Origin of the sequence: Burkholderia sola, from assembly GCF_905400185.1 — a bacterium.
In the GTDB taxonomy this organism is placed as follows: Bacteria; Pseudomonadota; Gammaproteobacteria; order Burkholderiales; family Burkholderiaceae; genus Burkholderia; species Burkholderia sola.
Genome location: NZ_FR989676.1, coordinates 1,959,244 through 1,980,469, shown reverse-complemented (window position 1 = coordinate 1,980,469; position 21,226 = coordinate 1,959,244). Strand labels below are relative to the sequence as shown.

The window sequence follows — 21,226 nt, the reverse complement described above, 5'->3', positions numbered from 1 at the left end:
GACGCTTGTGCATGAACGCACGCTCAAACTCGCCGCACCTTCGACGCAAACAGGCCTTGCGGACGCAGCATCAGAATCACGACGACGGTCAGCAGCGTGAGCACGCGCGCAATCGAGCCCGACAGAAAGAACTCGCTGATCGACTGCATCTGCGCGATGCCGAACGCCGACGCCACGGTACCGAGCAGGCTCGCCGCGCCGCCGAACGTCACGACGAGAAACGAATCGACGATATACAGCGAGCCGCTCGTCGGTCCCGTCGAGCCGATCGCCGTGAAGGCCGCGCCGGCCACGCCCGCGATCCCGCAGCCGATCGCGAACGTCATGCGGTCGGTGCGCCGCGTGTTGATGCCCGCCGCGTTCGCCATCGGCCGGTTCGCGACCGTGGCGCGCACGCGCAAGCCCCAGCGCGACCGATAGAGCGCGAGCAGCAGGCCGCCCGTCATCAGCAGCGCGAGGCCCATCACGAACATGCCGCTCACCGGAATGTCGAGGCCGGGCGTGGGCTCCCACGAACCCATCAGCCAGTCGGGCAGCGCCGGACTCACCTCCTTCGGCCCGAAGGTCGAGCGGAACACCTGCTGCATGCCGAGGCTCAGGCCCCAGGTGGCGAGCAGCGTGTCGAGCGGCCGCTTGTACAGATGGCGGATCAGCGCCCATTCGGCGAGCCAGCCGGCCGCGAAGGCCAGCGCGAACGCCGCGAGAATCGCGAAGAAGAAATACACGGGCGTGAGCGCGTGCCAGACGTTCTGCGAAAACCACGAAAACAGGTAGACCGTATACGCGCCGATCGTCATGAATTCGCCGTGCGCCATGTTGATCACGCCCATCTGGCCGAAGATCACGGCGAGCCCGAGCCCCATCAGGAGCAGGACGCTGAAGAGGCTCAGACCGGCGAAGCCCTGCATCAGCGTGATGTTGAAAATATCGGTAGCGGACATCGAACGCTCCTCGCGCGGCGGCGTCATCGGCCGCCGCGCCGCTGCGGTTGACGGATTACATGTAGCCCTTCGGGAACGGATTCGGCTGGATCGGCTGCTCCGACTGCGCGACGACCTTGAACTGGCCGTCCGCCTGGCCCTGCCCGATCAGCGAGCGGCTCCACAGGTGATGGTTCGCATCGACCTTCGCATAGCCTTGCGGCGCGTTCGCCACTTCGATGCCGGCCGAATGCGCGACCACCTTGTCCACGTCGAAACTGCCCGCGCGCTCGCACGCGGCCTTCCAGATCCACGGGCCGAGATAGGCGGCCTGCGTCACGTCGCCGATCACCGACTTCTGGCCGTAGCGCGCCTTGAATGCCGCGACGAACTTCTTGTTGTTGTCGGTATCGAGCGACTGGAAGTACTTCATCGACGAATAGAAGCCCGCGAAGTTGTCGCCGCCGATGCCGAGCACTTCGTCCTCGGTCACCGACAGCGTCAGCAGAAACTGCTTCTGCGGCGTGATGCCCGCGGCCTTGAGCTGCTTGTAGAACGCCACGTTCGAGCCGCCCACCACGGTCGCGAAGATGCAGTCCGGGCGCGCGAGCTTGATCTTGTTCATCAGCGACGCGAACTCGGTCGTGCCGAGCGGGTAGTACTCCTCCCCCACCACCTTCGCATGCAGATGCTGTTCGATATGGCGCCGCGCGATCTTGTTCGACGTGCGCGGCCAGATGTAGTCGGAACCGATCAGGAAGAAGGTCTTGGCCTTCTTCGTGTTCGACGCCCAGTCGAGCGCCCAGACAATCTGCTGGGTCGCTTCCTGGCCCGTGTAGAACACGTTCTTCGACTGTTCGAGGCCTTCGTAGAAGGTCGGGTAATACAGCAGGCCGTTGTCCTTCTCGAACACCGGCAGCACCGCCTTGCGCGAGGCCGAAGTCCAGCAGCCGAACACGGCCGCGACGTGGTCGTTCTCCAGCAGCTTCTTCGACTTTTCGGCGAAGGTCGGCCAGTCGGACGCGCCGTCTTCCTGAATGATCCGCACCTTGCGGCCGAGCACGCCGCCCATCGCGTTGATCTGCTCGATCGCGAGGCGCTCGGCCTGGATCGAGCCGGTTTCGGAAATCGCCATCGTGCCCGTGGCCGAGTGGAGCTGGCCGACCGTCACGGTCGTATCCGTGACCGCGAGGCCCGTGGTGTTGACCTTCGCCGTGGGCGGCGTTTGCGCCAACGCGCCGCGCGGCAGGCCCAACGCCATCAGCGGCGCGGCGGCGAGACCGCCGAGCATTTTCCGGCGCAGCGGCGAAGGCATCCGGGCTTCGTCATCGAGTCGATCGTCTGCGGACATCACGTTCTCCTTATCGGGCGCCCGGCGCGGATCGCTGCGGGCTGGGTCGAGGTTGGACGCAATGTAGAAAGCCAATTTGACGATCGAAATACGTCAATCGACGTATTTCCGGCGCACGTACTGGAATGTAATTTGCATTGCAGGGCGATCCTGGGCGCCGTGGTCCGCCGTTGTGCCGTTCACGCCCCGCTCGTGCCGCTTTCGCACCAATTCGGATCATCGTCATGTCCCAGAGTCACCCGTCAATGGGCGCGCCCGGTACCCAACGCATCGTCAAGGTGCGCCGCGACTACAACGCGTGGGTCGGCGACGAAACCCTCGAGGACTACGCGCTGCGCTTCACGCCGCGCTCATTCCGGCGCTGGTCGGAGCTGCGCGTGGCCAATACGGCGATCGGCGCGGTGTCGTTTCTGGTGCTGGAGGCGATCGGCGGCAGTCTCGTCGTGAACTACGGCTTCACGAACGCGTTCTGGGCCATCGCGGCCGTCTCCGTGCTGATCTGGCTGACCAGTTTGCCCATCAGCTATTACGCGGCGCGCTACGGCGTCGACATGGACCTGCTCACGCGCGGCGCGGGCTTCGGCTATATCGGCTCGACGGTCACGTCGCTGCTGTACGCGGTGTTCACGTTCATTTTTTTCGCGCTCGAAGCGGCCATCATGTCGCTGGCGCTCCAGCTGTATTTCCATATTTCGCTGGCGATCGCCTACGTCGTGAGTTCGCTCGTGGTGATTCCGATCGTCATGTTCGGCATCACGCTGATCAACCGCCTGCAAAGCTGGACGCAGCCGCTGTGGCTCGTGTTGTTCGTACTGCCCTACGCCGCCGTGCTGTGGCGCCATCCCGACCTGATCGCGCAATGGACCACCTTCGCGGGCTTCGCGCCGCAAGGCCGCGCGTTCAGCCTGATCGCCTTCGGTCAGGCGTCGACGGTCGTGTTCGCGCTGATCGTGCAAGTGGGTGAACAGGTCGACTATCTGCGGTTCCTGCCGCCGCTCACCGCGAAGAACCGCACGCGCTGGTGGTTCGCGCTGCTCTCGACGGGGCCTGGCTGGATCGTGCCCGGCGCGCTCAAGATGCTGGGCGGTGCCCTGCTCGCCTTCATCGCGCTCCAGTATGAAGTCGATGCCAGCCACGCCACCGAGCCGACGCAGATGTACCTCGTCGCCTATCATCTGCTGCTCGATCCGCTGGGGCTCGCGAGCTGGGCGCTGCCCGCGATGACGCTGTTCGTGATCGTCTCGCAGTTGAAGATCAACGTGACCAACGCCTATGCGGGCTCGCTCGCGTGGTCCAATTTTTTCGCGCGGCTCACGCACAGCCATCCGGGCCGCGTGGTGTGGCTCGTGTTCAACGTCATGATCGCGTTGCTGCTCGTGGAAATGGGCGTGTTCGATGCGATCGCCAAGGTGCTGTCGCTCTACGCGAACATCGCGATCGCGTGGATCGGCGCGTTGTTCGCCGATCTCGTCATCAACAAGCCGCTCGGCTACAGCCCGCGACATATCGAGTTCAAGCGCGCGCACCTCTACGATGTGAACCCCGTGGGCGTCGGCGCGATGCTGATCGCGGCCGCCGTCGCGATGCTGGCGCATAGCGGCCTGTTCGGCGCGCTCGCCCAGGCGATGTCGTCGTTCATCGCGTTCGGCGCGGCGTTCGCGTGCGCGCCCGTGCTCGCGGTACTGACACGCGGTCGCTATTACATTGCCCGCGCCGCGCAACCGACCGGCGACGCCACCTCGCTGCGCTGCGCGATCTGCGAAAACACCTTCGAACCCGACGATACGGCGTACTGCCCGGCCTATGGCGGCACGATTTGCTCGCTGTGCTGCTCGCTCGACTCGCGCTGCCACGACCGCTGCAAGCCGCACGCGCGCTTCGCGTCGCAGGCCGGCCGCGCGCTGCATCGCGTGCTGCCCGGTGCGCGACTCGGCCCCGCCGCGCTACGCCTGATCCACTATGCGAGCCTCGTGTTCGCGATGCTCGCGGTGCTGGGGAGCGTGCTCTATCTGATCTGGTCGCAGAGCGCGACGTCGATGAGCGCCGCCGGACCGTCGATCGGCCATGCGCTCTCGGGCAGTTTTCTGAATATCTTTCTCGCGCTCTCGCTGGTGGGCTGCATCGCGGCCTGGTGGTTCGTGCTCGAGCGCGAAAACCGTCGTGTCACGCAGGAAGAATCGCAGCGGCAAAACGAATTGCTGATGCTGGAAATCGACGCGCATCAGAAAACCGACGCGGCGCTCAAGCGCGCGACCGCCGCCGCGGAATCGGCCAATCAGGCCAAGAGCCGTTACGTGTCCGGCTTGAGCCACGAGTTGCGCACGCCGCTGAACAGCATTCTCGGCTACACGCAGTTGCTGCTGCAGGCGAAGGAAGAACTCACGCCCACGCGCTACAACGCCGTGCGCACGATCCATCGCAGCGGCGAGCATTTGCTCGCGCTCGTCGACGGTCTGCTCGACATCGCGCGCATCGAGGCGGGCAAGCTTCAGTTGAACATCGCCAAGGTATCGCTCGCCGATTTCGTCGCGCATCTGACGTCGATGCTCCGTCCGCAGGCGCTCGAAAAGGCGCTCGCCTTCGATGTGCAGACGGCCGGCCGGCTGCCCGCCACCGTGCGCACCGACCAGAAGTGCATGAGCCAGATCCTCACGAACCTGATCGGCAATGCGATCCGCTTCACGTCGAGCGGCACGATCACGCTGCGCGTGAGTCACGGGCTCGATACGCTCAAGTTCGAGGTGATCGATACCGGCCCCGGCATCCCGCCCGCCGAAATGGAGCGCCTGTTCCTGCCGTTCGAACGCGGCGAAGCGGCCCATGCGTACGATCACGGCGCCGGCCTCGGACTCACGATCTGCCGCCTGCTCACGCACGCGCTCGGCGGCAGCCTCGAAGTGGACAGCGAAGTCGGCCACGGCACGCGCTTCGTGGTACGCCTGTTCGCCCCGGCCGTCGACGCGGCGGCAGAAACCCCGACCGAACTCGCGTCGATTCGCGGCTATACGGGTGCGCGCCGCACCATTCTCGTGGTCGACGACCTCGACGACCAGCGCGATATCGTCGTGCAATTGCTGACGCCGCTCGGCTTCGACGTCGCCGAAGCGGCCAGCGGCACCGATGCGCTGCGCTGGCTGGCGATGCACACGGCGGACGCGATCGTCATGGACATTTCGATGCCGTTGATGGACGGCTACGAAACCAGCCGCCTGATCTCCGAGAATCAGTTGTCGAGCGCACCCATCGTGCTGCTCTCCGCCAACGCGTTCGCCGACGACCGCGATCGCGCGAGCGCGACCGGATGCAAGGGTTATCTGGTGAAACCGCTGCAGGTGAATCTGCTGCTCGACAAGCTTGCGCAACTGCTTGCACTCGACTGGATCGCGTCCGATACCGGCGCGAGCGCGCCGGTCGCGACAGCGCCGCTCACGGCCGCCGTGTGGCCGCGGGGGCTCGTCGAGCATCTGCATGCGCATCTCGAAGTCGGCTACGTACAGGGCGTGATCGAACAGCTCGACGCCGCCCGTGAGGCCTGGCCCGCGTTGCGGGATCAAATCGACGCGTTGCGCTCGTTGGCGGAACGTTTTCAGCTAAGGGAACTCGAGCATGAACTTGACCGACTCGCGCGCGGCGCGGACGCATGACGCGCACACCCCGATCGCGGCCTCCCCGATCGTCGAGGCTCCGGCCGTGTGGCTGCGCGAACGGCCCATGATATTGATCGTCGACGATACGCCGGAGAACCTCGCCTTTCTCTCCGATACGCTGCAGGCGCACGGCTACGCGGTGATCGTCGCGCTGTCCGGCGACGACGCGCTCAAGCGCCTCGCGCGCGTGACGCCCGACGTGGTGTTGCTCGACGCAATGATGCCCGGCATGGACGGCTTCGAAACCTGTGTGCGCATCAAGCAGGACGGACGGCACGAGCATCTGCCCGTCATCTTCATGACTGCATTGACGGAAAGCGAGCACGTCGTACGCGGCTTTCGCGTGGGCGGCATCGATTACGTGACCAAGCCGGTGCAGCCCGAGGAGTTGTGCGCACGCATCGGCGCCCACGTGCGGCGTTCACGCGCACAGTTGTATGCGGAGGCCGCACTGTCGCTCGACACGCGCGCGGCGCTGATCGTCGGCGCGGACGGCACGATTCGGTGGCAGAGCCCTCAGGCTGCGCATCATATCGCTGCATACACGGCCGCGCATGACGACCGCTTCGATGCCGCGCAAACCACGAACGCGCGCGATACCGAGGCGCCGCCGAAACTGCCTGCGCCGCTGCGCGCCTGGTTCATCGACTGGCTCGCGCGCGGCGCCCAGGACGACGCCGTGCATGAATTCGGCTCGGGCCAGATACGCCGCTCGGCCAGTGCGACGCTCGGTCCGGAGCCGGGTGAATGGATCGTTATCCTCAAGGAAAGGGACGACACGGTGCATTGCAATGCGCTCGCCGAACGCTTCGGCCTGACCATGCGGGAGGCCGAAGTGTTGCTGTGGGTGTCGCACGGCAAGACGAACCGCGATATCGGCGACATTCTGGGCATCGCCCCGCGCACGGTCAACAAGCATCTCGAACACCTGTTCCGGAAGTTGCATGTCGAGACCCGTGCGGGAGCCGCCGCAGCAGCGATCAAGATGCTCGAGCGCACGTGAAAAGCTACCGCTTTCCCGCATATCGGTGGCGCGAACGTTGCTGGCGGGGCGATGCGTTGAACGACCGTCCGAACGATCGGCGGATAGCGGGTGCCGCCAACGATAGCCAGTCGGCAGCCCGATGCGCGAGATCCGTCGATTCCTAGGGTCTGTTTACATATGGAACGCGCATGCGAATGCCCGAAATCGCTCGTCCCCCAAGGGGACTTCCTCCGGGGCGTATGGCAAGGAGTGAGGAGCGCCGTTTGGCCGAGCCAAACAAGCGACGAGCGACGCCGCCATACGGGCGATTTCGGGCATTCCCGTGGAATGATTTTTTAATTTGGGGTTGCCACGAGAACGACCGCTCTCGCGAGCGGCCGTTCTCGTGGCAACGCATGCGCGTTCCATATGTAAACAGACCCTAGCGCACCAGAATGCGTGTCAGCGCTCAACGCGCGAGCGATGCGAGCGCCGCCGTTATCTCCGCCACCGTTCCTCGCCCGTCACTTTTCCGAACAGCGCGTGCTCGAATGCCCGGTTGAGTTCGGTCAGCTTCGCGTCGAGCCGAGCCAGTTCCGGATGGGCCGGTAACGGACGATCACCGGATATCGCGAGCGTTCCGTGCCCCACGTTCGCGGCCGCGTCGAGTCGCATCGAGCGACTGTGATCCAGATCGTCCATCAACGCATCGATTCGCGTGACGATGGCTGCGCGTGAATGCCGTTCGAATCCGACAACCGAGCCGTCGGCTTCAGCAGGCAGGAGCGTCGCGACGATCCGGCCATGCAGCCAGCAAGACAGCAGCGTGTCCGACAACCGTCGCGCATCGCCGGATACGCGGAACATGCTCCACGCAGCCAGCGGCCTGATCGCCATACGCACGTCGTGAAAACGGCGATCGGCCGCGCGCATCTGCGCCGCCTCCGGCCGCGTGCCATCGTCGCGCTCGTGCATGAGTTCGCGCAGCGCCGCCAACAGGTTGTGCGAACGCATCGCGATGTGGCGCGACGCCGCCAGTGGCATCACCAGCATCGCCGCCGCGAGCGAAACCGCGCAGCCGATCAACACCTCGCCGATACGCAGTTCCGCAAGCGTTCCGATCTCGAAGCCCAGTTGCGCATAGACGACGCCGATCAGCACCGTCAAAAAGAATACGCCGCGCCCGTAGGCATGCAGGATGTGGTACGCCCAGGCAAACACGCACACGCCCATGACGATGACCACGACTGCATTCGCATGATGAACGGCACTGACGACGAGTACGCTCGCAAGCGCGCCGGCGAGCGTGCCGACGACACGTTGCGTGCCGCGATAGATCGTGTCCGCACACGAATACGTGCCGAAGAACACGACGAACGTGCTAAGCACCGCCCACATCCATCGCTCCGACGACAGCGTCTCGCCGATCAACATCGCGGCGCACGCAGCCGCCACGGCGCGGATCGCCGGCAACCATGCAAGCGTGCGCCAGCCGGCGCCCCACCGAACCGCACGCGCATGCGGCGGGGACGCGGGCGGACGTGTGGCGGTCCTGCGCGCCGCCACGTCGCCGGCGACGGCATCGAAGCGCGCAATCGCCGCGCGTAGCGCCGCGGCGGCGGCATCCGTCCGGTCGTGGTTCAGCACGCGCCGGGCGGCTGCGAGCTCCAATGCGACGAGCGCGGCGTGCAATGCACGCGCGTCGCGTTCACCGAATGTCGACGCATGATTCTCGAGTGCGATGGCGGCTTCGTTCAACGCGAGCAAATGCGCCATCGCATCGAACTCGCCCGCGTCCGACACGGCGCTTCGCGCAATGCATGCCGCGTGCAGCGATACCGAGCGCGCGATGAGCCGGGGCGTGTGCGCCGCATGCGTCGGCAACAGCATCCGGCAGACGAGCACGACGCCCGCCGGGCCCGCGATCGACATCGCCAGCATGTGGCCGACCTGTAGCGCGGCCGGATGCAGATAGAGGCCAAGGTAGTACATCGCGATCGCCAGGAACGCACATCCGATCGTGCGCGGCCCTTGAGTCTGGCACAGCATCGAACAGAACAGGACGATCACGAAACCCGCCTTGCCGACCGCTGGCCACGCACTCGCGACGGCGGCCGCGGCGAAACTCGCGCATGCGACGCCGTATTGCCACGCCAGCGATTCATACCAGTCCAGCCGGCGAGCATCGCGCAGGAAGAGCGGCGCGATCATCGCGAACAGTATGCCCACGGCGCCGGTGGTGATCGCGAGACCGAGATGCAGCGCCGATGCAATGCCGAGCGCGCCGACGAGCACGCTCGCGAGTGCGGCGCGCACACCGCCCAGCAGCCGGTGAAGACCGGGGTCGACAATGAACAAGCGGTCCATGGCGCGTGACAACGAAACAGCTGACATGATCAAAGCATTCCAGGAGGCGGCACGGCTGCTTCCGGCCGGCATGCCGGCCGCGGCTTTCAGGACGGCCGCCACGACACGCGATGGCCGCCGTGCCGAACTCAAAACACGCGGTCCACCCAGCCGTGGCGATCGGCTTCGCGCCCGTTCTGGATATCGAGCAGCGCCCCCTTCAGCCGCGACGTGACCGGCCCCGCGCCGCCTTCGCCGATCGTGAAGTCGTACGCGCGCCCCTTCACCCGGCCGATCGCCGTCACGACCGCCGCCGTGCCGCAGGCGAACGCCTCGACCAGCCGACCGCTGCGCGCGTCCGCCTGCCACTGCTCGATCGTGTAGCCCTCCTCCCGCACCGTGTAATTCAGTTCCCGAGCCAGCGTGATCAACGACGCGCGCGTGATGCCAGGCAGAATCGTCCCGTTCAGCGGCGGCGTCTGGATCGATCCGTCGTCGAACACGAAGAACACGTTCATCCCGCCCAGTTCCTCGATCCAGCGGCGTTCGACCGCATCGAGAAACACCACCTGCTCGCAGCCTTCGCGAGTCGCCTCCGCCTGTGCGGCCAGGCTCGCCGCGTAGTTGCCGCCGCATTTCGCGTCGCCCGTGCCGCCCGGCGCCGCCCGCGTGTACTGCTCCGACACCCACAGCGTCACGCCCGACGCGCCGCTCTTGAAGTACGCGCCGACCGGCGTCGCGATCACGCAATACAGATACTCCGGCGACGGCTTTACGCCGAGCACCGCCTCCGTCGCGATCATGAACGGCCGCAAATACAGCGCCGCGCCGTCGAACGCCGGAATCCAGTCGCGATCGGTGCGGACGAGCGCACGTACCGATTCGACGAACATCGCCTCCGGCAACGGCGCCATCGAGAGCCGCTCGGCCGAATGACGAAAGCGCCGCGCATTCGCATCGGGACGGAACAACGCCGCGCCGCCGTCCGGCAGCCGGAAGGCTTTCAAGCCCTCGAAGATTTCCTGCGCGTAGTGCAGCACGAGCGTCGCCGGATCGAACCGGAACGGCTCGCGCGGCCCGATTTTCGCGTGATGCCACCCTTCGTCCGCCGAGTACCGGATCGTCACCATGTGATCCGTGAAGACCCGGCCGAAACCGGGATTGGCGAGCAGCGCGGCGCGCTCGGCCGCCGCGACGGGGTGAGGATTTTGTTCGAATTCGAAGTGCTGGACGGAATCGGTGCTCATCGTTTGCCCCTTGATCGGCAGCGGGACCGTCCCGGCTGCTACGGGCAAAAATTTATCGTAGAAAAAATAATTTCAGGTTGCGTGTTCGCCTTAAGATGGGCGCGATTTAGCAATTCCATGCTTCAAAACCCGAAAACCCGGGCACCGCGTGCCTCAACCGAATAGGTCCGATCAATGGCCGTCATCGAACTGGACGAAATGGACCGTCGCATTCTGAACGTGCTTCAGGAAGACGGACGAATCCAGAACGTGGAACTCGCGCAGAAGGTGGGACTGTCGCCGTCACCGTGCCTGCGTCGGGTCAAGCAGCTGGAACAGGCTGGCGTCATCGAGCGCTACGCGGCGCTGCTCGACGCATCGAAGATCGGCGCGGGGTTGACCGTCTTCGTCCGCATCTGGCTGACGAGCCAGGACGCGAAAACCGTCGACCGTTTCACCGAAGCGGTTCAGCGTCTTCCACAGGTGCTCGAGTGCCACTTGATGGCGGGCGATTGCGATTGCCTGCTGCGTGTCGTGACCGCCGATATCGACGCCTATCGGCAACTCCAGATCGACCACCTGACCCGGATCGAAGGCGTGCAGAGCGTGAAGACCGAGATTCCGATGCAGAAGATCAAGCAGACTTCCGTGCTTCCGCTGTGATCGCGCACGGCGCCAGGAAACGCCGGCGCGTCGTGTCGAACGGGGCATGGGCATCAGAAGTGATGCAGCAGCGCGATACGTGCGACATATTGATTCGGGCCTGACGAGATATCGGCGGCGCCCGGAATGTACGCGTAATCGAAGTCGGTTCCCGTGTGCGCGTTCATCGCATGCTGATAGACGCCCTCTACGAATACCGACGTGCGTTTCGACAAGTCGTAATTCACCTTCGTGCTCAGCTGATGCCACTTCGGATTGAACGCGCCGACCGTCGACGCGACGCGGGCCTGCGTGTACGTGTATGCCGCGCCGACGTAAAACGCAGTCGTGAAGTGATAGAGGCCGTTCACCTCGAAGTTGTCGAATTTCCACGATTTCCATGCACCGCCCGCCGGCTGCGTCGTGCCGGTGAAATACGCGTTCGAAGTCGGGTCGTAGACGTCGACGTGCGAATACGTGAATCCCACGAGCGCATTCGAGAACGCATAATTCACGCCGATACCGATGTTCTGCTGCGACGACGCATCGAACGTGTTGTCGCCGGTGATCGCCCCGGTCGAATCGGCATTGCGTGCGTTGTTGATCTTCAAATACGACGCGCCGACCGTCAGCCCGCCCTGCTGGTATTGCAGCGCGGCGCCATACAGGCGGTTGTTCGCGAAACCGCCCGCCTGATTGCTGAACCCGTACATCGCCTCCGCGGTCACGCCGTGCCACACCGGCGACACGTACTTGACCGCGTTATTCACGCGGAACGAGTAGTCGGTGTTGTCGTTGTCGTACGGATGCGAGAACAGGTAGCCCGTCCAGTTGCCGTTCGCGGTGAGCGGCGAGAAGAGATCGACGCTCGGGTCATACTGGCGACCGAACGTCAGCGTGCCGTATCGATCCGACGCGATGCCGACGAAGGCCTGGCGGCCGAACTCCCGACCACCCTGGTTCATCTTGCCGGTGTTGACGTCGAAACCGCTCTCGAGCGTGAAAATCGCCTGGTAGCCCGCGCCAAGGTCTTCCGTGCCCTTGATGCCCCAGCGGCTCCCGTAGTCATAGCCGCTTTGCAGTTGCACGGTTCCGTGGCCGCGTGCGTTGCTCGTGTAGTTGATACCGTCCTCGATCTTGCCGTACAGGGTCACGCTGCTCTGCGCATGAGCGGCTGCAGCAAGCAACGCGGCGGGTGCGACGATCCCCCAACGCTTGTTCATGACGATTTACCCCCAAATCTTTCGTTTGCCGGTCGTAACGCTTGCGCGCTGCGTCTGTGCCGCGTCGAGACTGCTCGGCGATGCGACGGGCGCAGTGTAATGAGCCGATTTTTTACTGTTAGCCCCTCGCGGCAGGAAGGTGCTCTTCAAAATGGGGGATGTTTGTCAGCGAGGAAAGCGGCTAGCGGGCGGTTGAACGGTGGACCGGCCGGCGCTCCATGGACAGTCGCGCGCCGTTTGGCGCGTAGCCCGGAGCCGGGATCCGGACGTGTCGATCGAAGGCTATTACAGGGTGCGAGGGGAATCGTCCATTCGCGCTAACGGCGATGTCGACCAGCCGTCAGCGTGATCGAGCCCGCCTGCCTCTTCCGCGGCCTTACCCGTGTCACGGCGCGGCGATCAACGCCTGGACCAGATTGGCGGCCATCGGGCGCCCGAGACCGGTTACGTAGTCGTATCCGGTTGCCGCCGTGCAAAGCGTGCCGCATGCGCCGTTCGAGCCGCTGACGATGTCGCGGAAGTTCGTCGCGTAGGCGCTCGACGCGAGCCCGTACAGCACACTCTGGATCGCGCTCACCGCGTTCAGCGTCGTCTTGCCGCGCGCGATGCGCACGCTGTTCGCGATCGCGATCAACGCGGACCATTGTGGTGCGCCGGCGCTCGTGCCGCCGACGACGAACCACCCGCCCTGCCCCGCATAGCCGTACGAATCGTAGACCGCGAAGCCGGACGCCGGGTCGGCGTCATAGGCGACGTCGGGCAGGCCGCGCAGCCCGAGGCTATTCGACGGCAGTCCGAAGTTCGACTGATACGTCGGCGCCGTCTCGACGGCGCTCTGCCCGCCGCCGCTGCCGACCCACGCCGTTTCGTCGACATAGGCGCCGCTCGCATCGGTTGCGATCGACGTGCCGCCGACGCTCAGCACATACGGCGACGCGGCCGGGTAGTCGACCCCGTTGCCGCCGTCGCCGGATGCCGCGACGAACGACACGCCGTTCGCGCTGGCGAGCTGCCCGTCGAATTGCGTTTCGGCCAGGAACTCGCCGCTCCCCCAACTGATCGACACGACCTTCGCGCCGACCCCGCCCGGTGCCGGACGCGTCGCGAGTGCGACCGCGCTCATCAGGTCATCGAGCGAACTCGATGCGGCTTCGACCAGCACGATCCGCGCATTCGGTGCGATCGCGTGCGCCCACTGCACGTCCAGCGAACTCTCGAGTGCCCACAGTGCGTCCGGCGGCGGCGGACGCTTGTCCGCCGTCGCGTACACCTTCGTGAAGCAGCGCGGCGACGCGCACGGCGGCAGGCCGAACGTGCGGCTGAACAAGCGCAGATCCGCCTCGACGTTCGGATTGTCGTACGCATCGACGATGGCGATGATCTGATCGTCGCCACCGTAGCCGCGCGCCGGCAACGCGTCGAACCCGTAGAAACGGCGAATCTGCTGCGGCGACAGGCCCACAGGATTCCGTTTCGCGGCGCCATGCAGATGGAGCGGCGGCCGTGCAAACCCGCGCGGCGCTCGATGCGCGGACTGTGCGAACGACACGCCGAACATCAGCGCGATGCTCGCCGATACGGCCAGCATGCGCAGCGCACGCGCAAACGAAGCTCGCTTCATGGTGTTCCCCGTTGGCAAAGGAGCCGGCGCGCGTCAGTGCACCTTCGCGCTCGTGAACGTCAGCGACTTGCCCGAGCCCGCGATGACCAGCCAGTTGACCGGATCGGTGCTCACGACCGTCGCGCTGCCGCTTTTCACGCTCGGCAACTGGTACGTGCTCTTCGGCAACAGCCACGTCATGTCCTGCAGACTGGTCGGCTGCGTCGCGCTGAACGTCCAGCTGGTGCCGGTATCGGTCGCCGTCCAGTTCACGAGCAGACGGCGCCGGTCGAACTGCGTGAGCTGATCCATCGTGAACCACTTGAACTGGCCGGTCGTCGCCAGCGACGACGCGTAGCCGAGAATCGTCGTGACGACGTTCGGATACCACGACGCGCCCAGCGGGTGCATGTAGATCAACCGGCTCGTGCGGTTCGCGACGACGAAATCCATCAGCGACAGATACCAGTTCTGGACGTCCGTCGTCGGCACCGCGAACTCCTGGAACTCTTCGAACGTCGCATACTTGCCGAACGGCATCACCGGAAACGCCCAGATGCCCGGATTCAGCAGCGAACCGTTGCGATACGCACGCGTTTGCGCATTGCCGGTATGGCCGGTGAAGTAGTAGCCGGAGTAGCCGTTCGATTCGAGCCAGTTCACCGCCCACGTCGGCGTATTGCCTTCCGGGGCCGCCCACTCGACGTCCGGCTTGCCCGTCACCGACTGAACCGCATTGTGGTTCAGCACCAGATACTGCGTGAACGTGCTCGCATTGGTTTCGCTCGCGTTCGCCCCCCAGTAGTCGTGCGCCCAGCCGCCGTGGCTGCCGACCTTGTGCCCGCGCTTGAGCAGGAACGCGACCAGTTGTTTCGCCTGCGTATTGTTCGTCAGGTTGATGCCGAGACCGTCGCCGATCGTCACGTCGTCAGGGCCGGCCGTCATCACGATCGAATACGGGCCGCTGTTCCAGACGCCGTAATTCTTCAGGTACTGCGCCGGCTGAATCTGATCTCGCGCACAGAAGTGCCAGTTCAGGACCATCCCGGCCTGCGCCCGCGGCTGCAGCGACAGGTGCGGCATAGACAGGATGTTCGTCGTGAAGTAATGCAGGAAGCCGTGGATCGGCATGCTGTCGGTTTGCCCGTCGAGATACGCGAGCGGCAGGTTGACGAACATCACGCCGCCGTTTCCATACGCCTGATAGCCGGCGACGAGCCCGAAGTTCGGCGACGTCAGCAGCGTCGTGCCGGTATACGTGCCTTGCGTGACGTAGCTCGGATAGGTGAGGAAGCCGTATACGTAGCCGGAGATGCCTTCGAGCACGTCGGTCGTCGCGGCGGGCGACGCGGTCGCGAACGACGTCGCGCCCTTCACCGCCGTCGATACCGGCGACAGCATCGTCGAGGTCGGCGAGTACGATCCGGATCCGACCTTTGCGCCGGCCGACACGCGCCCGAGATTCAGCGGCACGCCGGTCATGCGCCCGTTGACCGTCTTGTACGTGAAATACGCCTGATGGTTGTAACCGGCAAGCCCGCCCGGGTTCGACGGGCTCGGCTGCAGGTAGAGCAACGGGTTCGTCGTCGAGCCGGTCGATGTAGTCGACGCGGTTGAGGCCAACGCGGTCGCCGCCGTCGTCGAGCCCGGCCATGCCATCGACTTCCCCGGAGGAATCTGTAGCGCGCGCAACGTGCTGCCCATGCCGGTCACGTTGCCGAGGCCGATCATGTTCCCGCCGAGCGTGTCGTAGAGCACGTAGTTGACGCCGGCCATCGAGCTGAAACGCGATTGCCCGGCCGGATAGAATCCCGTCGCGTTCAGTACGCCGAAATCATAGACGAGCATCACGCGCCCGCCGTTCAACGCATAGCTCTGGATGGCGGTCACGAGCGTATCGTCGGCGACCGTATGCACCTGGTCAGGCAGGATGAGTCCCTGGTACTGCTGCAGCGACGTGCCGCCCTGCTTGAATTGCGTGTCGCTGATCAGCGAGATCTGCAGTCCCTCCTCCGCCGCGGAATCGAGCCATGCGGACACACGCGGGTCCGGCAACGTGAAGTTGTCCGGCAGCAGCAACAGCAACTGGTTCGACAACGCGCTCGCCCGCCCGGGTGCCAACGTCATCAGGCAAACGGAAAAGACGATCAGAAACGCTCGTAGGGTCCGGATTGGCTTGGCCGACATTTTTTCTCTCCCCGTAGGAGGTGGGATGACAGCCGATGCTCGACTCGTCACTGCGTGCGCGTTGCGCTCGTCATGATCGAGCGGTCCGCGTCCGGATCGGGGTGCGCCATCGGCTGGCGGCGCAGAGCGAACGTGCCGTGTTTCGGACGCCCCGCGACGCATGCGCGTCGATTTGTCGGACGATCAGGAGTGCATGGCGACTATCGTTCCTACCGCCCCCCGGTGAAGCGAACAACGTGCCAGTCTCGCGACTGCGTTGTCGGGACGGCCCGCGGCGATGCCGGGCATCCGGCACGGGAAAATCGCGCCAAAAACGTTACAGCGCCGATACGGCGCACGTGGCGGGTAATGAAGCGGGGCCGGGGGAACCGTCGCGATGGACGACGTGAGGCTATTCGGCGCCGCGCCGGATGGGGCTTCCGATCGCTGCCTGCGTTGTCGGGCATCGGCAAGCGCGCGGGGATTCAACGGAAAATGATTCCGCCGTGCAACACCGGCTCGGCACGCATGTGGCCGTGCCGGGCTCGCCTGCACGGCGTGCGGTTCTACCTGCGAAGCATAGGAAATTGACGACGGTTCATCGATCGATTGAAGACGAGGGACAACCCGCCACATCGAAAGACCCGTTTCACCATCCCTGTTCCCACGCGGTCAGAACCTGGAATTGACGCGCACATATGCCGACTGCGCCGACACATGGCCCGTATTGATCGTCGCATCCAGCCCGAGCGATACCGTGGTCGTCTTGGCGGCCTGCAGCGTGACGCTGGCGCCCGTGGTGAGGAACGAGCGTGGCAGATCGGTACCCGGCGCCGCGAACACGGTCCCGTCCTGGCTCTGCACCTGGACGACGCGACTGTCGCGCAGCACCTCGTGCGCATAGCCGACGCGCAGCTGGACGTCGACCGGGCGCACGGCATCGCCGAACGCCTTGGCGAGCGACACACCCACGTACGGCTGCAGGCTCCTCGCGCTGTCGGGGCCGACGTGCAGGTTCTGGCCGTTGGCGCCGTCCTCGCTGAAGCCGCTGCCGCGCACGTATGCATACCGCAGCCCGACGTGCGGCGCGAACCGGAAGCCGCCGGCCGCCATCGGCAGGCTGGCCTGCGTAGCGGCGGTGAATTCGTGGCCGAGATGGTCGCCTTCGGCGGTACCCGCGCTGCCGAATGGCCGCTTCTGCGACAGGAAATCGAGACCGTAACCGAGCGTGGCCGACAGGTTGACCGCGCCGATCGGCTGCGCGCCGTACAGCGCGACGCGCAGCGTGTCGATGGCGCCCGATGCGCCTGTCGTGTCTTCGGACAGCGCGGTGTGCGTGTAGCCGCCGGCCGCACCGACGGTGGCGTCGCCGAGCCGTCCCTGCCCGCCCGCCAGGAACCCGTACGCGTGCGTGAGGAAGCCCGGCGCGCCGCTCGTGCCGCCCACCTTGGTGCTGGAACCGCTGGCAACGGCCCACACGTTGCGGGAGCCGGACGCATCGTCCTCCGGGGCCGCCAGACGCCCGAGCAGCGTCGAACTGGCGCTCTGCGCCTGCAGCAAGGCCATCGTGCCGAGCGCCGAGTAGATCGACGTCCTGGTCGGCGCGATGATCGTCGGGCCGGCCGGCGTACCGGGCCCCGTCGGCTCGGCGAGCAGCAGGTCGACCGCGTTGGCGCCGTAGTCCACCGACGATTGCAACGCGCCGAGATTCGCGCCGGCCGTGGTGGTGCCGACGGTCGCGAAATGGCCCGTCACGCCGTTGGCCGCGCTCAGCACGGTGTAGCGGCGGGCCGTATAGGTGCCGGGATCGAACAGAACGGCCAACGTGCCGCCGAGCGTCGCGGCGCCGCCTACGCGCAGTTGCGATGCTTCCGTCGGGCTGACCTCGATCGACAGCGTGCCGCCGGCCGCCTGCGTATAGTTGCCGCCCACCGACAGCGTTCCGATCGAGCCGCCCGGTGCGACCACGCCGCTGCTGCTGACGTCGCCCGATATCGTGCCGTGGCCGCGCAACGCGCCGAGCGAATTCACCACGACGTTGCCACCCAGCACCGCGGCGGGATTCGCCGCGTCGCCGACGGCCAACGTGCCGCCCGCCACCGTCGTCGTGCCGGAGAACGCGTTGCTGACACCGTTCAGCGTCAGCATGCCCGCGCCCTGTTTGACCAGGCCGCCGGTGCCGACGAGACTGCCGCCGAAGGTTTGCGACGAGTCGTCGGACAGCGTGAGCGCACTGCCGCCCAGCACCACGCGGCTGCCTGCCACGCCGGACAGATGCGCGACCGTCTGGCTGCCGGCCGCGGACAGGTCGAGCGCGGCCACGGGGCCGGCGAGCGTGACCGCCGTGGACGATGCCAGCCGACCGGCGCCCGACAACGCGAGCGTGCCCGCGTTAACCGTCGTCGCGCCTGTATAGGTGTTCACGCCGGACAGCGTCTGCGTACCGCCCGCAACCGTCAGCCCGCCGCTGCCGCTGACGGTTCCGCCAAACGTGCCGGCCGCATTGGCGAGTGTCAGCGTGCGGCTGCCCAGCGCGACCGTGCCGCTGCCGGTGAGCGTGTTGATCGTGGCGCCGGAGGTGGTCGCCGAAATGTCCAGCGTGCCGTTGTCGACGACGCCGCTCGAGGCGGCAATGCTGCCGGCGCCGGTCAGCGCCAGCGTGCCGGCATTGACCGTGGTGGTGCCCGTGTAGGCATTCGCCGCCGACAGTGTTTGCGTACCGCCGCCGACGGTCACTCCACCGGTCCCGTTGATGGTCCCGCCGAACGTGCCGGCCGCATTGGCCAGCGTCAGCGTGCGGCTGCCCAGCGCGACCGTGCCGCTGCCGGTGAGCGCATTGATCGTCGCGCCGGTGGTGGTCCCCGAGATATCGAACGTGCCGTTATTGACGACACCGCTGGACGCGGCGACGCTGCCCGAACCGGTCAACGCCAGCGTGCCGGCGTTGATCGACGTTGCACCGGTAAAGCCGTTGGCGCCGGATAGCGTTTGCGTGCCGCCCGCCACGGTGAGCCCGCCCGTGCCGCCAATCGCGCCGCTGAACGTGCCGGCTGCATTGGCCAGCGTCAGCGTGCGGTCGCCCAGCGCAACCGTGCCCGTCCCGGTCAGCGCATTGATCGTCGCCCCCGCGGTCGTCCCCGAGATATCGAACGTGCCGTTGTTGACGACGCCGCTGGACGCGGCGACGCTGCCCGAACCGGTCAACGCCAGCGTACCGGCGTTGATCGACGTTGCACCGGTAAAGCCGTTGGCGCCCGACAGCGTTTGCGTACCGCCCGCAACCGTCAGCCCGCCCGTGCCGCCAATCGCGCCGCTGAACGTACCGGCCGCATTGGCCAGCGTCAGCGTGCGGCCGCCCAGCGCGACCGTGCCCGTGCCGGTCAGCGCGTTGATCGTCGCCCCCGCGGTCGTCCCCGAGATATCGAACGTGCCGTTCGCGACGACTCCGCTGGAAGCAGCAACGCTGCCCGCGCCGATCAGCGCGAGCGTGCCGGCATTGATGGTGGTGCTCCCCGCATAGCCGGCGACGCCGGATATCGCGAGCGTGCCGGTCCCCGCCTGCATGAGGCTGCCCGTCCCGCTGATCGTGCCGCCATACGACACCGTGTCGCTGCGGTTGAACGCCAACGTGCCGTTGTTGACGATGTCGCCGGCGACGGAGCCCGTGGTCCCGCCGCTGCCGATCTGCAGCGTGCCGGCGGTGATCGTGGTGCCGCCGGTATAGGTGTTGTCTCCCGTCAGCATGATCGTTCGGCCACCGCGCACCGCGACGTTGCCCGCCCCGGATATCACGCCTGACACCACGAGGTCGGTCGTGGTGGAATCGAAGGTCACGCGGGACGCGGCATCGCCGAGCGTGACCTGGTTGGACAACGAGAGCCCCGCGGAGCCCGCGGTGATGGTGGTCGTCGCCCCGGCCGTCACCTCGAGGTTACCGACGATGTTGGACCCGGTGACCAACTGCAGCGTATTGTTCGCGCCGTTGAACCGGATGGCTGATGCGCGCGTCACGCCGTCCGCGTACAAGCCGCCCGCGATCGTGCCGCCGTTGACGACGACATCGCGGCCATTGGCGATGACACCGGCACCGGCAGCCCCGCCGTTGCCGGCGCCGCCGGTGATCGTGCCGACGTTGGTCAGCACGGTGAAGTCGCTAGCCAGGTTGACGCCCGCGCCGCTGGCGCCGGCCGTGCTTGCGCCGCCGCCGCTGACGCCGCCCACGCCACCGACGACGGTCCCGAGATTGGTTACCTGCGAACCGGGGCCCAAGGTCAGCAGCCCGTCACCGCCCCCGCCTCCGCCGCCCGGGTTTCCGCCGCCGCCCCCGGTGCCGCCGTTTCCGCCGACGAGCGTCCCCTGGTTCATCACGTCGGCCGCCGGCGTCACCATGACCAGCCCACCGCCTCCGCCCCCGCCACCGCCGCCGTTCGACGCAGGCCCCGACGTGCCGGCACCGCCATTCCCGCCGCTGCCACCCTGCACGGTCACGCCGTTGCTGACGGTCACGCTGGTGCCGGTCGAATACACGCCCGCGCCACCGCCGCCCGCGCCACCGGCAAAATTGAATCCGTCGAAGGCCTGACCTGCGCCGCCTTGCGCGTTCGCGTTGACCACCGCATCGCCGGCCAGCACCACCGCGGGTGCACCGCCGACGCCGCCCTGCCCGCTGTCATTCGTCGCGCCGGTGCCGCCGGTCCCGCCCGACGTGGGGCCGCCGGGAACCTGGACCGTGGCGGAGCCGCCGCCCAACGTGGAGGAACCCCCGCCACCGCCGTTACCGCTGCCGCCGTTGCCGCTTCGGTCCGGGATGCCGGCGCCGCCGGGGGCGCTGCAATTCGCGATGGTGCCGGAAGAGCACGTGACGGCCCAACCCGGGACGGCCGCGCCGGCCAGGCCGAGCGACACGCCGATCGAAACGACGGAAGCGATGGAAGCGCAGCGGCGCGCGGGCGTGGCGCCATGACCGGCGTCGACTCCGCCGTGTGATGCCCTCGTGTGTTCGGATACCACTTGCGGAGCACGCAAGCCACGGCTCCAGACCAGCCGATAGACCCGGTTCATGTCGATCCCCTCGGTGCATAGACCCATGGGCCTGGCGCTGGTCACGAAGAGGCTGTACCGGTGGCGCGACGGACCCGTCG

General features: G+C 66.4%; 11 protein-coding genes. 3 read left to right on the top strand and 8 right to left on the bottom strand.

The annotated features are described in order from the left end of the window. Positions 1-23: 23 nt before the first annotated feature. Together urtB and urtA are read right to left on the bottom strand one after the other, a co-directional pair. On the bottom strand, positions 24-941 hold the full coding sequence (gene urtB, locus KR541_RS25365; RefSeq protein ID WP_011875582.1) for an urea ABC transporter permease subunit UrtB: 918 nt from the start codon (positions 939-941) through the stop codon (positions 24-26). A 55-nt stretch (positions 942-996) separates the two neighbouring features. Then, the gene (gene urtA, locus KR541_RS25360) at positions 997-2,271 is read right to left on the bottom strand and encodes an urea ABC transporter substrate-binding protein (protein WP_089489759.1); all 1,275 of its coding nucleotides are present in this window, start codon (positions 2,269-2,271) and stop codon (positions 997-999) included. A gap of 224 nt (positions 2,272-2,495) precedes the next feature. On the opposite strand from urtA, the gene KR541_RS25355 reads away from it, so the two are divergent. Beyond that, complete coding sequence (locus tag KR541_RS25355) at positions 2,496-5,915, top strand: hybrid sensor histidine kinase/response regulator (protein WP_050012865.1); 3,420 nt, start codon at positions 2,496-2,498, stop codon at positions 5,913-5,915. Between the two features lie 67 nt (positions 5,916-5,982). Next, complete coding sequence (locus KR541_RS25350; RefSeq protein ID WP_050012877.1) at positions 5,983-6,921, top strand: response regulator; 939 nt, start codon at positions 5,983-5,985, stop codon at positions 6,919-6,921. Positions 6,922-7,380: 459 nt separating this feature from the next. Here the strand turns inward: KR541_RS25350 and KR541_RS25345 are convergent, their stop codons facing one another. Next, positions 7,381-9,249: an FUSC family protein gene (locus KR541_RS25345; protein ID WP_239468977.1), complete on the bottom strand. Its 1,869-nt coding sequence runs from the start codon at positions 9,247-9,249 to the stop codon at positions 7,381-7,383. Between the two features lie 128 nt (positions 9,250-9,377). Further along, positions 9,378-10,475 (bottom strand): branched-chain amino acid aminotransferase, encoded by a 1,098-nt coding sequence (locus KR541_RS25340; RefSeq protein WP_124640423.1) that lies wholly within the window; start codon positions 10,473-10,475, stop codon positions 9,378-9,380. A 183-nt stretch (positions 10,476-10,658) separates the two neighbouring features. Here KR541_RS25340 and KR541_RS25335 point away from each other — a divergent pair, with 183 nt between their 5' ends. Continuing rightward, entirely contained in the window at positions 10,659-11,117 is a 459-nt protein-coding gene (locus tag KR541_RS25335; protein ID WP_050012095.1) for an Lrp/AsnC family transcriptional regulator, read from the top strand. A gap of 53 nt (positions 11,118-11,170) precedes the next feature. Here the strand turns inward: KR541_RS25335 and KR541_RS25330 are convergent, their stop codons facing one another. The 4 genes from KR541_RS25330 to KR541_RS25315 all read right to left on the bottom strand — a co-directional run bounded on the left by KR541_RS25330 (position 11,171) and on the right by KR541_RS25315 (position 21,146). Further along, complete coding sequence (locus KR541_RS25330; RefSeq protein WP_050011869.1) at positions 11,171-12,319, bottom strand: porin; 1,149 nt, start codon at positions 12,317-12,319, stop codon at positions 11,171-11,173. A 385-nt stretch (positions 12,320-12,704) separates the two neighbouring features. Beyond that, positions 12,705-13,940, bottom strand: a complete 1,236-nt coding sequence (locus KR541_RS25325) for a S53 family peptidase (protein ID WP_050011870.1) — start codon at positions 13,938-13,940, stop codon at positions 12,705-12,707. Positions 13,941-13,973: 33 nt separating this feature from the next. Next, positions 13,974-16,106 (bottom strand): polysaccharide deacetylase family protein, encoded by a 2,133-nt coding sequence (locus tag KR541_RS25320; RefSeq protein WP_089489472.1) that lies wholly within the window; start codon positions 16,104-16,106, stop codon positions 13,974-13,976. Between the two features lie 651 nt (positions 16,107-16,757). Then, a complete protein-coding gene (locus tag KR541_RS25315; RefSeq protein ID WP_216089873.1) occupies positions 16,758-21,146 on the bottom strand; it encodes an autotransporter domain-containing protein in 4,389 nt (1,462 codons plus the stop codon). Between the last annotated feature and the right edge of the window lie 80 nt (positions 21,147-21,226).